The following is a 16,533-nucleotide window of genomic DNA, read 5'->3' on the forward strand; positions in this document are numbered from 1 at the left end:
CTACTTGACAGGAATAAAAAACATAACTGTTTCATCTGTTCCCTCTGTATAATGTCGCATATAAATATCATAATCGCTTCTTATGTTGAATATCTGTTCCGGTATTTTCCAAAAGTCATCAGGTTTATGATACACACTTATTGCTAACTTAGGGTGGTCTTTTAGGACATGATTTTTCATACCTTCTATAGCTAATGACTCAGCCCCTTCTATATCCATTTTTATAAATGAAATCTTTTCTTTGACTAAATTATCAAGAGTATCTACTTCAATCTCGACATCGCCTTCTTCAGAAAGGTTACTAGCGCTCCCTGAATTAGTGTTAAACCTAAGCGTTTCCTTTTTATTTGACAACCCCTTAGATATAAAATTAATATTCTTATAATTTTTAAGACTATCTCTTGCTAGAATCAGATTAGCTTCTGATGGTTCAAATATATAGATTGATTTATATCTGGGACAATGCTTCACAAACTCTATAGATGTTTGACCATCATATCCACCAACATCTGCAAACACTTCATTTAATTCAAGCCCTAGGAAGTCTTCAAAATACTGTTTCTTAAAGTCTACAGTATACTCTCGCATATACGACAAATCAAAATTCAACCTAAAATTAACTAAATCTCTAAGCACCTGCTTTGACTTACAATCTCTTAATTTTTGATATATTTTTTCATATTCAACTATATTTAATTCTAAATCCTGCCTCGCTACGGTAAGAAATTTTATATTAAAATTCAAATTAGAATACTTCACAACATCCATTACAGTTAGTATATTATTAAATCCACTTTCTTCTAACTTCCTGATTATAGAAACTGGATATATTGCTGTTGAACATGAGACTATAATCGCGTTCTTATTATTGATTTGATTAATTTTAAAAACTTTCTTAGTATTCCAAATCTCACCATCAAAAAAATCATCAATATAGCCACAAAAATCAACCACATCCAAAAGCTTAGCAGAAGTTTCATTTCTTCCTAACACATATTTGTCCACACTCCCATTTAAGAAATCATCTACTAATTTCTCCTTATTAACATTAACACTAACATTCAAATCTATTAATGACATACAATTACCTCCCCAAGACTAATCCATTGTCTATTTAATGCAGATTCTTCTATAGCCTCAAAAACTTGCAATCCTGCCAACGCTTGATCTACTCCATACGACCAATCAATTGCATACTCTCCATCTACTTTAAATTTTCTTAATTGTTCTGAAATATCAAAGTATAAGTTACCAAAAGCTTCAACAAAGCCTGCAGGATGCCCTGCTTTAAAACGATTATATCTACTCTGATTAGAAACACACACATTAGGGGAAGCTCTATCAATTACTATTCTATTCCCATCTATGGAATAAAACATAAGATCCTCTGGATTCATCTGAAACCATTCTGCACTTCCTTGATCACCATACACCCTAACCCTTAAACCATTACGATGTCCCATAAATGACTTACCATACAGCATCTGACTTTTCATACCACTCTGATACCTAGCTAAACAAGCGACATTATCAATAACACTACTAAAATGACCATAACTTGCAGTGTCAGCCACTAATTCAATAGGATTTTCTCCTGTCAAAAAATATACCATATGTTGTAAATGAGTTCCTAAATCAAGCGATACACCATTTATAGTCTCATCCTGCAATCGCCATTGTTGTGGTTGTGGTTTTTCTCCATTTACAAATCTTATGAAACTTTCTTGAGGCATTTCTATGTTTATATTAATAATTTTTCCAAGCTTCCCTTCTTGAATCATTGCCTGAAGCTCTCTAAGCATTGGATAACCAGTATAATTATGAGTAATTGCAAAAAAGGCTTTTTTATTTTCAACTTTTTCAGCTATTTTTTTACCTTGATCGACATTGCTCGCGAGAGCTTTTTCACAAATCACATTATAACCTAGATCTAGAGCATATGTGGCTACATCATAATGAGTTGGAGTAGGTGTTAAAATAACTACAGCATCAACATTCCCCACTTCACATTCAAGTAAGTCTTTCCAACATTCATAAAGACATTTATCTTCAATTCCCCATTTTTGCGCTGTTAATTTATTAATCTCAGGATTCCTACTAAAGCAACCAGACACAACAACAAATAAATGATCCATTTGGGATGCTATATAATGAGTATATCCAATTGCAGAATTTACCCCACCACCAATAAAGGCAAGCCTCAATGGTTCCTTATAATCCTTATGATCCGTCACTATACTCTCCCTTTATTTAATATTTTGAATTTCAATGTAATCTCTAAGTTCTTTTGTTTTATCTTCCATTTCATCTATAGAACCATGCTCGATAAAATATATGCCAGATTTGTCAAATGGTGCTGGCTTCATTTTTTGACCAGAATATTTCAATTGTATATTTTCCACACTACTACATTTTAGATTAACCTTAGAACTAATAAATATACATTCGTAATCAACACTAACTGTATGTCTTGATATTGGCTTAATAAACTTTTTTTCAATCATATCTGGCAGCTTCTGTCCCAAAAATGGTAGCGAATATAGTTTCGCGTAATCAACCCCAGTGCTTTTAGAAATCAACTCACTATATAAATCTCCAGGACATCTTCTAGCAACTTCTAAAATATAAAACTCATCACCATTAACAATAAATTGTGTATGAACAAGACCATCCATAAGGTTCAAATCACGAGCAAACTGCTCAACCCACTCTCTCATGCCCTTCATAATTAAGTCACTCAAATTAGAAGATAGATTAGAACTATTTACTTGAAACGGATATACCGTACAATATTCATTCACAAAAAAGTCTATTAATAAATTTTTATTTTTTATAAAAGCTGAATGGCTATATAAATCACCTTCAATAAATTCTTCGGCAATAACTAGACCTGTTTTTGAAAATTTTTCCGCTTCACTCCAGTATTTATATATGTCTTTAGTAGAATTAACTATATTCACACCCTTACCACTAAACGAATCAATTGGTTTAATTATTATCGGAAGCTTTAAATTACAAACATCTTCAATCTTATCTACAGATTTTGGTACTGGATACTTCTGTTCTTGGGCAAATTTCTTAAATTTATCTTTATGATGTATAGTTAAGACTGTATTATGATCATCCAAGCCGTAATAGCGATTTGTTCTTTGCGATATTTCTGACAATGATAAATAGGATCTATCATTACATCCTGGTACTATATAATCGTACTTTTGCTCTTCTATATGTTTATATAACAAATCTGTATCTGAATAATCCATCAAAACAGATACATCTGCAACACTATGTCCAGGATCTGTATTTATTCCTCCAACAACACTCACTTGTCTATTCTTTGACATTATTGATTTTAAAATTGGTAAAACACAAAAATTAGCATCCCCCAACAATATCTTTTCCATACAAAACTCCTTGATATACAGATATATCTAACTATTTAAACAGCTAACTATTGATGATATTATTTGCTCTTGCACTCTTTCTGCAAGTCCATAATAAATAGGCAAGCACATAATTCTTTTTGATATATCTCTAGATATTGGCATACACTGTTTGGGTTCAATATAGCTAAGGGTATCTAACGATGGATAAAAATATCTCCTAGGAAAAATATCCTGACTATTTAGTGCGTGCTGTACTCTTTTAAGTTCTTCTTCTGACTTAAACAATACAGGAAAGTAACTATAATTCTCCGTAGCATTAAAGTTAAACTCTTGAAACTGAACTAAGCCTTGCAACTCTGATTTGTACTTTTCTGCAATAGTTTTTCTTGAATCATAAATAGTCTCTATATCATCTAATACACAAAGACCCATTGCTGCTTCAAACTCATTCATCTTTGCATTAGTTCCAAGATGAGGAATTTCTTCAGCATTTTTGATACCGAAATTAATTAGAAATCTTGCTCTCTCGGCGAACTCATCATCATTTGTAATAAGAGCTCCTCCTTCAATAGTATGAAAAAGCTTAGTAGCGTGGAAACTCAATGTAGATATATCACCATAGTTTAGAACACTTTGACCTTTAAACTTTACGTCAAAAGCATGTGCAGCATCATACACTACTTTTAGATTATATTCTTTAGCAATTTCATCAATCGCCTCAACATCACAAGGATTGCCAAATACTTGAGTAGCAACTATAGCTGTTGTATTTGGCGTTATTTGATCGATTATTTTATTTGGATCAATATTAAATGTCTTCTCATCAATATCAACAAATATTGGCTTAATACCATTAGCTACTAAAGAGCTCGTAGTCGCTACAAATGAAAATGGCGTAGTTATCGCAAAATCTCTAACCCCAAGGACTCTATATGCTATCTCTAAAGCCACAGTACCATTAGATACTAAGATCATATTCCTAACACCTAGATATGTAGCTAATCGTTGCTCTAATTTTCTAACTAACGGTCCATTATTTGTAATTTGTCCACTAGTATATATCTGATTTATATATTGCTTATATTTGTCAATATTAGGTAGGTATGTTTTAGTTACATTTATCATAATTCGCTACTCTACAGATAGTTTTTTCCAAATTTAAAGGAATCATCTTTCATATTCACTCTACCAATCAAATCTTCTGCCTATTAACTTATATAACTTTTCATTGTGAGGTTTATAGAAATCTCTTAAGTACTCCAACACTTCTCTATCCTCATCACTCTTGGACTCATATATACCTTTATTCGAGATATTTTGTTCTGGCATTTTAAAACTATCAAGCATTTTTTGGCTATCCACACCATTAATATCTAAAAAATCAAAAACTTGTTTCAATACTTCATGGGTATTATTTTTAAGATCCCTAAAGTCTAAAAACAAAAAATTCTCCATTTCATAGTACTCAAGATACCTTTCTATTTGATCATAATAAATACCTCTCCTAACATTACCTGGACTAATATCTACATCTTTACCATGGTATTTGCAAATATCTTCATTGATTGTTTCATTGAATGAAGGGTAAGCATTTGCCATCATTAAATTATAGAAATAAGAGTCTTTGGAAATATTAAACCTCTCTAACATCTCTCGCTTATTTTGATGTAAAAAGGACGTACGCCACATATTCCACTGAGAATAAGCCCTATCCACTGGATTTCTCAAAAGTACAATAAACTTATTTGTATTCAGAGTTTTGTTTATTCTCTTAGGAGTTTTCGGATCATATAAGTAATCTGGCGTTGCCTCAAAACTTTTAATATTTTTACCACATCTAAAAAATGATAGATAATAGTCTTTACCTTTATTAAAATCATCATCTCTATCAAAAAAATTTGTTTCTTTAACTCTAGAACCTTCAAAACCATCTAGGCTATCCAAATAATCAAAAAGACTACTTGTACCAGCTTTTTGAGCCCCAATTATCATAAAATCTGGCTCTTTTTTATATATACAAGCATTTTCCATGAAGTCAAACTCGTCCTTAAGCATCCTTATCTCTTTTCTTAAAGAATCCTGTTCTTGCTCTACAGAATAAAGATTATTTTTAGACAAAGCTAGCTCTTCCTCTAATTGATCCAACCTATATTTAATTTGCATTTTTTCTTGAGCGTTTAATATACGCTTTGTGAAATAACCATTCGATAATTTATCTATAGCTTTCTTGAGCGAGAGAGGTAGTATTTTTTTTCTTAGTCTCATTAATTATTCCTTAACCCCTTAAGTTACCACAAAGCATATAACACATTTAATCATTACAAATAAAACTCAATAGTTTCTTTAAACATTTTCTCAAAGTCTTGTGATGGTTCCCAACCTAACTCATTTTGAATCTTACTATTATCTATAGCATATCTCCAGTCATGTCCTTTTCTATCTTCAACAAATGATATTAATCTACTATGTGGAGCATACTCAGGCTTATACTCATCCATTAGCTCACATATAGTATTTATAAGTGTCAGATTATCAACCTCATTAATACCTCCTATATTATAAACTTCTCCTATCACACCCTTTTCAACTACTGTTTGTATAGCATCACAATGATCCACCACATACAGCCAGTCACGGATATTTGATCCATCTCCGTATACTGGAATAGGCTTTTGGTTAATACAGCTATTAATCACAACTGGAATTAGCTTCTCAGGATGCTGATATGGTCCATAGTTATTTGAGCAATTTGAAATCGTAACTGGCAATTTATAAGTATGATGATATGCCCTAGCAATATGATCAGATCCTGCTTTAGATGCCGAATATGGTGAGTTTGGCTCATACGCCTTTGTCTCTGTGAATGCTGGATCATCTTTTGATAATGTACCATACACCTCATCTGTAGATACATGATGGAACTTACAATTAGTTTCATCTAACCCTAACTCATCCAACCAGTATCTTTTAGCACAATTTAAAAGTGTAAATGTACCTATCACATTCGTCTCTAAAAATACCTTAGGATTAGCAATTGAGTTATCCACATGAGATTCTGCTGCAAAATGAACTATAGTTTCAATATTATGCTTTTTAAGAGTTTCATACACCAAAGTCTCATCACAAATATCACCTTTGATAAAAGTATGATTATGTTCATTTTCTAGATCTTTTAGATTATCTAAACTACCTGCATAAGTAAGCTTGTCATAAGATACTATTTTCACATCATTATGTCTTGATAACATCATACGTACATAGTTGCTACCTATGAAGCCAGCCGCTCCTGTTACTAATATATTTTTTGCTTTATAATTCATTCACATTATTCCTAATTATATTTATGGGAATACCCAAATTCTTAAAACCCTATACAATAATTGTAGCTTGTTATTAGCAATTAGTTAATACCAAATTCAGTTTACAACAAAATTTCTGCAAAAGTATATATTACAAAATCAAGCTCAAAAATCACCTCAACTTGTCATATCGTGACTTGATCACGGTACCCATAAATCACCATATCTAAATATAGCACTTAATCAAATAGCTTATAATAAGAATTTAGTTGCAAATAATGTAATTACTTATTACTCATAATTCTACAAACACAGTCTTTTAGTGAGCCCTTCCAATACGGTATTCTTATACTAAAATCAGACTTTATTCTACTCTTATTAAGTATACTATAATGCGGACGCTTTGCAGGAGTTGGATAATCTTTAGTTTCAATTGGATTAACTTGGCAGCTCACACAAGCTAAACTCATTACTTCCCTTGCGAAATCATACCAACTTGTCACACCCTCGTTACTATAATTATAAATTTTGAATTTTGAATTTTGAATTTTTGGAAGTATATCTAAAATAGCTTTTGCCAAGTCTTTGGCATAGGTAGGAGTACCTACTTGATCATATATCACACCTAAAGAGTCTCTTTCTCTACCTAAGCGAAGCATTGTTTTAACAAAATTATTACCATAATATGAATAAACCCATGATGTTCTGATAATTATCGAATTTTTAGGACTTATATCCAAAATTGCCTGCTCACCTGCCAACTTAGTAGATCCATAGACACCTTGCGGATTTGTTTGATCATCTTCAAGATATGGCCTATAGCTGTGACCATCAAAGACATAGTCTGTAGATATATGCACTAGTTTTATATCATACTCTTTTGCAATTTTAGCAATATTAGCAACAGCTAGATGATTTATTTTATCAGCTCTTTCAATATCAGTTTCAGCTTTATCCACAGCCGTATATGCAGCACAATTAATTATAAAACGTATATCATTATCAATAACAAATTGCTTAACAGCTTCATGGCCTGTGATATCTAATGACTTACTATCTGCAAATATAAATGTGTAATTTTGAATTTCTAATTTTGAATTAGATACCAACTCTTTTAATTCAGAGCCTAACTGACCATTGCTACCTGTTACTAGTATTTTCATGATGTTTAATGTTTAATGTTTAATGTTTAATGTTTAATGTTTAATGTTTAATGTTTAATGTTTAATGTTTAATACTTAATACTTAATACTTAATACTTAATACTTAATGGTTAATGGTTAATGGTTATTAAATATCTTGAACTATACTAATTACTCAACAACTACCAATTAATAATTTATAATCCAAAATTCAGCATTAGTAATAATTTTCACCATACTCAAACAAATCGAATGTCTCGCCGAGTTTAGGCTGAACTTTATCTTTTGCTGAAAGCACGAGTTTATCAATAGGTATCTGCCAGTCAATAGCTATATCTTTATCATCGAAGGCAATACCCCTATCACACTCAGGAGCATAATAGTTATCAACCTTATAAGCAAAAATTGTATCATCTTCTAAAACTACAAAACCATGAGCAAATCCTCTAGGAATTAATAATTGTTTTTTATTCTTGGCACTTAATTCAACCGCAACATATTGCCCAAAAGTAGGACTACCCTTACGAATATCTACAGCAACATCTAGCACTCTACCTTGAATCACTCTGACAAGCTTAGTCTGTCCATATGGTGCTAATTGATAATGTAAGCCTCTAAGCACGCCATAAGAACTCTTAGACTCATTATCCTGGCAGAAGTTAATCTTATAACCTAAGAAGTCAAAGAGCCTATCTTCACGAAAAGTCTCTGCAAAATAGCCTCTGCTATCACCGTGAACAGTAGGCTCACAAATAACAACATCATCAATGCGCGCCCGTGTAAATTTCATCGCGGTACTGCTCGCTCTTTTGCTCTTTTAATCAAATACTGGCCATATTGATTTTTTTTGAGTGGTTGTGCCAATTTAAGAAGTTGCTCTTTTGAGATATAGCCCATCTCATAAGCAATCTCTTCTAGACATGCGACCTTTAACCCTTGCCTGTCTTCTATAGTTTGGATAAAGTTGCTGGCTGCGAGCATACTTTCATGTGTACCAGTATCAAGCCATGCATATCCCCTACCCATAGTTTTAACTTTAAGGCGTGCTTCATCAAGATACATCTGATTAAGTGTAGATATTTCCAACTCCCCTCTCTCAGATGGTTGTACTTGCTTAGCCTTAGCAACCACATCACTAGGATAGAAGTATAAGCCCACAACCGCATAGTTTGATTTTGGCTTCTTCGGTTTCTCTTCGATACTAATTACATTTCCATCTACATCAAAATCAGCAACACCGTATCTCTCTGGATCATCAACATAGTAACCAAAAATGTTAGCACAATTTTCTTTCTCTACATTTTGGATACTTTCAGCAAACATTTCTGGTAGGCCATGCCCATAGAAGATATTATCACCAAGTACAAGACAAGCTGAATCCCCCGCTAAAAATTCTTCGGCTAATATAAAAGCTTGAGCAAGCCCATCAGGACTAGGTTGTATGATATACTCAAGATTGATGCCAAGATCAGAACCATCTCCTAAAAGATTCTTAAAACTAGGCTGATCTTGTTCTGTTGTAATTATAAGTATATCTTTCAGACCAGCCAACATAAGCACAGAAAGTGGGTAGTATATAAGTGGTTTATCATATATCGGTGTAAGTTGTTTACTTACACCTTTTGTAATTGGATACAGTCGTGTACCACTGCCTCCAGCCAGAATTATACCTTTCATAAAAATACCTAATAAAATAATCTTTATACTTATACGATAGTATACGAATAGCCAGCCATAATTTCAATCGAAGAACTAAGTATGTTGAAAATATTCTGAGAAATAAAAAACTTTTAATATTAAACTAGAATTTAAGACTTTGATAGATACCAGTCATAAATTCTTCTAATACCATCTTCAAGCTCCACTCTATGCTTCCAACCAAGAGAATGTAGTTTAGATGGATCAGTAAGCTTGACCATAGTACCATCTGGCTTATCAGCATTAAACTTAAGCTCACCTTTGAAGCCAATTACACCCTTAATAAGCTCAGCTAACTCTCTGATAGAAATATCAACTCCAGTACCGATATTGATATGAGTATTTCTTATCTCTTTAGCATTCTTAGAATAGGTATCTTTAAAGTCTCTATTTTCTAATAAAAACACACATGCATCTGCCATATCTTCAGAGTATAAAAATTCTCTTCTTGGTTTACCTGTTCCCCATATTTCTACAGAACTTTCATTCACACCAAATTTAGATAAATACTGTCTAGCTTCTTCAATAGAGTTTACTTTCAAATCTGACAACACTTGTTCTATCTTCCCTTCATTTAGAAGTTTCGCAAGATGTATCTTTCTTATCAATGCTGGTAACACATGAGATTTCTCAAGATCGAAATTATCATTAGGCCCATATAGATTTGTTGGCATCACAGATATAAAGTTTGTTCCATACTGCAAATTATAGCTCTCACACATCTTGATACCAGCTATCTTAGCAATAGCATACGGTTCATTAGTATATTCTAACGGACTAGTAAGTAAACAGTCTTCAGGCATTGGTTGCGGAGCTTCTTTAGGATATATACATGTACTACCTAAAAATAGAAGCTTCTTGACGCCATTCACATAACTTTGATGGATAACATTATTTTGAATCTGAATATTATCGTAGATAAATTCTGCTCGATAAGTATTGTTCGCAACAATTCCACCAACTTTAGCTGCCGCTAAAATTACATACTCTAGCTTTTCAGTATTGAAAAAATCCTCAACAGCTTTTTGATTAGTTAAATCAAGCTCAGCATGAGTTCTCAATACTAAATTAGTATAGCCTTTAGATTGAAGGTTTTTGACAATAGCTGAACCAACCAACCCTCTATGTCCAGCCACATATATCTTGCTATCTTTATGCATTTTAAATAATTCCTTACTCAAAATAACTCATAATTTTATAGCCACCATCTTTTAGGTAAACATCCTTCGTCATCAGCTTTAAATCACTTTCCATCATATCATTTACGAGATGCTCAAGATCATATTCTCTACTCCAACCTAATTTTTGTTCAGCTTTTGTAGGATCACCTAATAATAGATCTACTTCTGTAGGTCTGAAATATCTAGGATCTACACAAACAACTACCTGACCTTCTGATATATGAGATAAGTCAACACCTGCTTTTTCAGCTCTAGCTAAATCTACTGAATCAACCACACCGATCTCATCAACACCTTCATTTTCAAATCTAAGGTTAATACCTGCATAAGCAAATGATAATTTAACAAAATCTCTAACGGTAGTAGTCTGACCGGTAGCAATCACCCAATCTTCTGGTTGATCTGCTTGCAGAATCATCCACATCATTCTTACGTAGTCTTTTGCATGACCCCAATCTCTTTTAGCATCTAGATTACCTAGATACAGCTTGTCTTGAAGATTAAGCGCTATCTTAGATGCAGCCCTTGTAATCTTTCTAGTCACAAAGGTCTCACCACGTACTGGAGACTCATGATTAAACAAAATACCATTACAAGCAAACATATCATAAGCTTCTCTATAGTTAACTGTAATCCAAAATGCATACATCTTAGCTACTGCATAAGGAGATCTTGGATAGAATGGTGTAGTCTCACTTTGTGGAATTGCTTGAACCTTACCATAAAGCTCAGAAGTACTTGCTTGGTAGATTTTAGTCTTTTTCTCTAATCCAAGAAGTCTAACAGCCTCAAGAATTCTCAAAGTACCAGTACCATCAGCATTAGCAACATATTCTGGAGTTTCAAAAGATACATGCACATGACTCATCGCAGCTAAGTTATAGATTTCATCCGGTTGAGTATCAGCAATAATTCTAGTTAAGTTCATAGAGTCTGTCATATCACCATAGTGTAGAATTAAATTTCTATTCTCAACATGAGGATCTTGGTATAAGTGGTCGATTCTATCAGTATTAAAAAGCGAACTTCTTCTTTTGATACCATGAACAATATAGCCTTTTTTTAATAAAAACTCAGCCAAATATGAACCATCTTGACCAGTAATACCTGTAATTAATGCTACTTTTTTCATCTACAATCCTTATATTTACTTTATTAAATTAAATTCTATTAAAATCATCTTCTAATCTAACGATATCATCTTCACCAGTGTACTCACCGACTTGCGCCTCTATCAGTACTACTGGAATTTTACCATTATTTGCTAACCTATGTACCTCACCCATACGAATATACACAGACTCATTAGGTCTAACAATAAACTCTTGATCTCCCTTAGTCACTGTAGCAGTACCTGAAACCACTATCCAATGTTCGCTACGATGATAATGCTTCTGCAGAGATAATCTTTTGCCAGGCTTAACTTCTATCTTCTTAATTTTATAACCGGGAGTATCCTCTAACACAGTATACGTACCCCAAGGCCTATGTGCTGTTAAGTGGATATTTTTAAGATCGTCACTTAGAAGCTCAACAACTTCTTTAACTCGTTGAGAGCTACCTTTTTTAGCAATCAATAGAGCATCGCCACTGTCGACAACTATCAGATCCTCAACACCAATAGTAGCAACCTTTTTAGGACCTTTTTCACTATGGATCAGGTTATTTTTACTATCTATACTAATATGATTGCTGTTTATAGTATTATTATCGCTATCCTTAGGAAGTTGATCAAAAAGTGAATCAAAGCTACCCACATCGTTCCACACAATATCAGCAACAACCATCTTTATTTTGTTGGATTTCTCCATCACAGCATAATCTATAGATTTAGCTGGAATACTCATCATATCATCATACTTAATAGCATCTGAATTATCTAGGTCGCTATTATTATATGCTTCAACACACGCATCATATATTTCTGGAGAATATTTTTTTAGCTCTTCTAAGAAAACTCCTGCCTGAAACATAAACATCCCCGAGTTCCAGTAATATGAGCCATCTGCCAAAAACTTCTCTGCTGTAGCAGCATTTGGCTTTTCATGGAAACTCTCTACATCAAAATTACCAGCTGACTTGATATAGCCAAATCCAGTATTAGCAAAAGTTGGTGTAATACCAAATGTAACAAGAGAACCTTCTTTAGCTAATTTCTTAGCTTGAATTAATATACCTCTATACTCATCATCAACATTAATAACATGATCTGATGGAGTTACAAATACTATTTCTTGCGGATCTAATTTCATACATGCCAGAGCAATTGCAGGAGCTGTATCTCTACCGATAGGTTCTTCTAGAAAGATACTTTTATCTAGAATACCTAGCTCATCCAACTGATCTTTTGCTAAAAATAATTGCCCCTCATTTGAAACAACCATTGTCGAATCACACAAACTAGAATTTCTCTCAACAGTTAATTGAAACAGTGATTTATCACTAAACATCTTCACAAACTGTTTTGGCAGTAATTTCCTACTAATAGGCCAAAGCCTAGTACCACTACCACCACAAAGTATTAGGTTTATCACTACCACTCCTCTAACATCGCTTTAGACAACGAAACCATACATCCTGAAATTATATTACTTTTAAAAGCATTTTTCCACAAACCAAAATAGTCTAAGCAAGCTATTTCTTATATATCATATTACCAAAAACTTTATTTAAAAACCCTATTTTAGTCGCCGTTAACTTGATTAATGGATTAAAAATAACTGTTAGATATGTTTTTTTTTCCAATTTTTGTCGATATTCTTTGATAAATTCAGATGTACAAAAATACTTATCATCTTGAGGTAAAAATGTACCCACATAACCATTGCTTATAATATCTTTCAATTGACTAGTAAGGTTATCAATATGTATTACACTTCTCTGATTTGCTATCTTAGGGAAAATAAAAGCATACTTAGCAAGCTTAACAAGCTTAGGATAGTTACCTTTCGAGCCGTCTCCATATACCATTGGAGGTCTAACTATTGCAACACCAAAATCTTCTGATACTAAAGTTTTTAGCTTAAGCTCTGCTTGAAGCTTACTATCCCCATAAAAATCATCCGGTCGCGGCTGAGTATCTTTTGTGATGATTTTTTGCTGCCCAATTGGCGCACTATCTCCGTATACAATTATACTACTCATAAATACAAACTGTTTGACACCTGAGCTTTTAGCTATCTTGGCTAACTCATAAGTTAATTCAGTATTTACAGCATAGTATTTATCTTTTAAAGAAGGATCTTTTGAAGTATGTGCAATACCAGCAACATGCAATATAGCATCATATTTACTAAAGTCTAATGTTTGCCATGACTCATCTTTTAGTGATATTTTTTCGATTATAAAATCATCTCCGCAATTCTTCTCAAAAGAATTACCAATATAACTATTTAAACCAGTAATTAGAACTTTTTTCATTATTACTTATTATCTTTTTTGTTATCTAGTGAACCAGTACCACCCTCTACTACACCACTACTAGCAAATACTGAAAGGACTGTCAAAAATATGCATTTAATATCAAACCAAGTACTTTTGTATTTAACATAATCACCATCGAGCTTAGCTTTTTGAGCAATCGGCAACTCATCACGACCATTAATTTGCGCCCATCCAGTCAATCCAACAGGCACATCATTAGCTCCATACTTATCTCGCTCAGCGATCAAATCGTCTTGATTCCATAATGCAGGTCTTGGCCCAACAATACTCATTTCACCTTTTAGGATATTTATAATCTGAGGTAACTCATCTAGAGAGGTCTTTCTCAAAAAAGCACCAACTTTTGTAATGCACTTAGACGGATCTTGTAACATATGTGTCGGCATATCCTTAGGAGTATCAACATACATCGTTCTAAACTTATATATATAAAAGAATTTCTTACCCTTACCATAGCGCTTTTGTTTAAAGAGTATTGGACCTTTTGAATCTTTTTTTATCATTAATATAACAATCAAAAACACCGGACTTAAAAGAACCAGACCAACAAAAGACAAAACAATATCTAAAAATCTTTTTAGAAACCTATACAACATAACCATCTACCCATTCAATTTATGATCAAACTCTGGAACAATCTTCTTCAACAATTCTAACTGTTTATCTGGTTGTACTACAGACAATTCCTGAAGATTATTCTCTAACTCTTCAAAATCATAAAAAGTTCTCCTACCAATAAAAATATCTTTGTACTCAGTACTAATATCATTTTCATCAATAAGTAGCTCTTCATACAACTTTTCACCTGGACGCAGTCCTATTATTTCAATATTAATATCATCTCTACCTGATAGTTTAATAAACTGCTTAGCAAGATCCAGTATCTTGACAGGCTGACCCATATCTAACACAAAAACCTCTGAGTTTTTGGCAATTGCACCAGCTTGCAATACCAATTCACAAGCCTCAGGAATAAGCATAAAATATCTTGTAATCTCTGGGTGAGTGACAGTAACAGGACCACCGTTTCGAATTTGTTCTTCAAATTTTGGTATAACACTACCACTACTACCTAACACATTGCCAAATCTAACAGCAGCAAGTTTGGTACTTTTTGAATCAACATTTTGTAAGTATAACTCGCAAACCCTTTTAGTAGCTCCCATAACATTAGTTGGGCGCACAGCTTTATCTGTAGATATCAAGATAAATGAGTCAACACCTGAATTAATAGCTAAGTCTATAGCATTTTTTGTGCCTAGAATATTATTTCTGATAGCCCGAGAGATATTCTCCTCTACCAAAGGGACATGTTTATATGCCGCTGCATGAAAAACTATATTTGGCGAATATTTACTAAAAATTTTAACAAAAGACTCTCGATCACACACTGAGCATAGGACACTTTTGATATTATATCCATAACATTCTTCTGTAATCTTATATAAATTAAACTCGCTATGATCAAGTAAAACTATCTGTTTTGCCTCATACTTAATACATTGTCTAACAATCTCAGAGCCTATACTGCCGCCAGCGCCTGTAACTAGGATAACTTTATCTTTGATAAATTTTGAGATAGATTTTTGATCAAGACTCTTAGAGTCCCTTGATAGAAGATCATATACTGAAACAGGCTTTAGCTGTGACATAAAACTTTCATCTTGAAGTACATCTTCAAGAGGAGGCATGATTCTAATTTGATTAAAGTTTGATTCTAGTTTTTTATAAATTTTCTTAACTATATGATTAGCACTCTTAGGCAGTGCAACAACTAACAAGTCAAACCTTGAAGAACGTAGCTCTTTACGCAACTTCGAGCTTGATAAAACTCTCTTGCCATCAATACTTCTCTTTTGTAGCGCCTTATCATCATCAACAAAAAACTTGATACGATAACCTGTCGCCGATAACTCTTGGGCTATTTTTGTTCCTGCTGCACCCGCTCCGTAAATAACAGCTGTTTTTGTTTTCTCTATTTGACTTCTATTAGTAAGATACCAATAAAAATATACACTCAAATTAATTAAAAATACATAAGATAGAAACTCAGAGAAAATAAGCGCAAATCTAACCTGACCATAAAAAGCAAAAGCCACTATAAAAAACACTGGAACATTAATAAACACCTTACGCAGAAAAGTCTTCTGTGTCGACTTACGCCAACTAGCCATGTAGTCACGCAGAAGTAAAAATGATGCTAAGCATCTCAAAAAAACAAGCGTAAGTAAAAAATATAGATTAACATCTTGCTTAAAAATATAAGAAGTCCAGTTAACAGTCACAATAGTCAGAACTATAATCACTGCAAAATTAAGAACCCTCTTATCGTACAAATATTTCATAAAGCAAAAACAATACCTACAGTAATTTAATTATATCA

General features: G+C 33.0%; 15 protein-coding genes. All 15 read right to left on the reverse strand.

The window, feature by feature from the left end:
• Complete coding sequence (locus FQ699_RS00765) at nucleotides 1–1,080, reverse strand: FkbM family methyltransferase (RefSeq protein ID WP_146420715.1); 1,080 nt, start codon at nucleotides 1,078–1,080, stop codon at nucleotides 1–3.
• The gene (locus FQ699_RS00770) at nucleotides 1,071–2,234 is read right to left on the reverse strand and encodes a Gfo/Idh/MocA family protein (RefSeq protein WP_218961587.1); all 1,164 of its coding nucleotides are present in this window, start codon (nucleotides 2,232–2,234) and stop codon (nucleotides 1,071–1,073) included. The genes FQ699_RS00765 and FQ699_RS00770 overlap by 10 nt, the downstream gene beginning before the upstream one ends.
• 12 nt (nucleotides 2,235–2,246) lie before the next feature.
• Nucleotides 2,247–3,404 (reverse strand): ATP-grasp domain-containing protein, encoded by a 1,158-nt coding sequence (locus FQ699_RS00775; protein ID WP_146420716.1) that lies wholly within the window; start codon nucleotides 3,402–3,404, stop codon nucleotides 2,247–2,249.
• A gap of 27 nt (nucleotides 3,405–3,431) precedes the next feature.
• Entirely contained in the window at nucleotides 3,432–4,511 is a 1,080-nt protein-coding gene (locus FQ699_RS00780) for a DegT/DnrJ/EryC1/StrS family aminotransferase (protein WP_146420717.1), read from the reverse strand.
• Between the two features lie 60 nt (nucleotides 4,512–4,571).
• Nucleotides 4,572–5,651 (reverse strand): sulfotransferase domain-containing protein, encoded by a 1,080-nt coding sequence (locus FQ699_RS00785; protein ID WP_146420718.1) that lies wholly within the window; start codon nucleotides 5,649–5,651, stop codon nucleotides 4,572–4,574.
• A gap of 53 nt (nucleotides 5,652–5,704) precedes the next feature.
• Nucleotides 5,705–6,706 (reverse strand): dTDP-glucose 4,6-dehydratase, encoded by a 1,002-nt coding sequence (gene rfbB / locus FQ699_RS00790; protein ID WP_146420719.1) that lies wholly within the window; start codon nucleotides 6,704–6,706, stop codon nucleotides 5,705–5,707.
• Between the two features lie 263 nt (nucleotides 6,707–6,969).
• A complete protein-coding gene (rfbD, locus tag FQ699_RS00795; RefSeq protein ID WP_146420720.1) occupies nucleotides 6,970–7,848 on the reverse strand; it encodes a dTDP-4-dehydrorhamnose reductase in 879 nt (292 codons plus the stop codon).
• Between the two features lie 196 nt (nucleotides 7,849–8,044).
• Nucleotides 8,045–8,617: a dTDP-4-dehydrorhamnose 3,5-epimerase gene (rfbC, locus tag FQ699_RS00800; RefSeq protein WP_146420721.1), complete on the reverse strand. Its 573-nt coding sequence runs from the start codon at nucleotides 8,615–8,617 to the stop codon at nucleotides 8,045–8,047.
• On the reverse strand, nucleotides 8,614–9,504 hold the full coding sequence (gene rfbA / locus FQ699_RS00805; protein WP_146420722.1) for a glucose-1-phosphate thymidylyltransferase RfbA: 891 nt from the start codon (nucleotides 9,502–9,504) through the stop codon (nucleotides 8,614–8,616). The genes rfbC and rfbA overlap by 4 nt, the downstream gene beginning before the upstream one ends.
• Nucleotides 9,505–9,635: 131 nt before the next feature.
• Nucleotides 9,636–10,685, reverse strand: coding sequence for a GDP-L-fucose synthase family protein (locus tag FQ699_RS00810; RefSeq protein WP_146420723.1), 1,050 nt, complete (start codon nucleotides 10,683–10,685; stop codon nucleotides 9,636–9,638).
• Between the two features lie 13 nt (nucleotides 10,686–10,698).
• Nucleotides 10,699–11,838: a GDP-mannose 4,6-dehydratase gene (gmd, locus tag FQ699_RS00815; RefSeq protein WP_146420724.1), complete on the reverse strand. Its 1,140-nt coding sequence runs from the start codon at nucleotides 11,836–11,838 to the stop codon at nucleotides 10,699–10,701.
• Between the two features lie 28 nt (nucleotides 11,839–11,866).
• A complete protein-coding gene (locus tag FQ699_RS00820) occupies nucleotides 11,867–13,240 on the reverse strand; it encodes a mannose-1-phosphate guanylyltransferase/mannose-6-phosphate isomerase (protein ID WP_146420725.1) in 1,374 nt (457 codons plus the stop codon).
• Nucleotides 13,241–13,340: 100 nt separating this feature from the next.
• Nucleotides 13,341–14,126 (reverse strand): NAD-dependent epimerase/dehydratase family protein, encoded by a 786-nt coding sequence (locus FQ699_RS00825; RefSeq protein WP_146420726.1) that lies wholly within the window; start codon nucleotides 14,124–14,126, stop codon nucleotides 13,341–13,343.
• A gap of 2 nt (nucleotides 14,127–14,128) precedes the next feature.
• Complete coding sequence (locus FQ699_RS00830; protein ID WP_146420727.1) at nucleotides 14,129–14,746, reverse strand: sugar transferase; 618 nt, start codon at nucleotides 14,744–14,746, stop codon at nucleotides 14,129–14,131.
• 6 nt (nucleotides 14,747–14,752) lie between these two features.
• Nucleotides 14,753–16,495, reverse strand: a complete 1,743-nt coding sequence (locus tag FQ699_RS00835; RefSeq protein WP_146420728.1) for a polysaccharide biosynthesis protein — start codon at nucleotides 16,493–16,495, stop codon at nucleotides 14,753–14,755.
• Nucleotides 16,496–16,533 lie beyond the last annotated feature (38 nt).

Origin of the sequence: Francisella salimarina, from assembly GCF_007923265.1 — a bacterium.
In the GTDB taxonomy this organism is placed as follows: Bacteria; Pseudomonadota; Gammaproteobacteria; order Francisellales; family Francisellaceae; genus Francisella; species Francisella salimarina.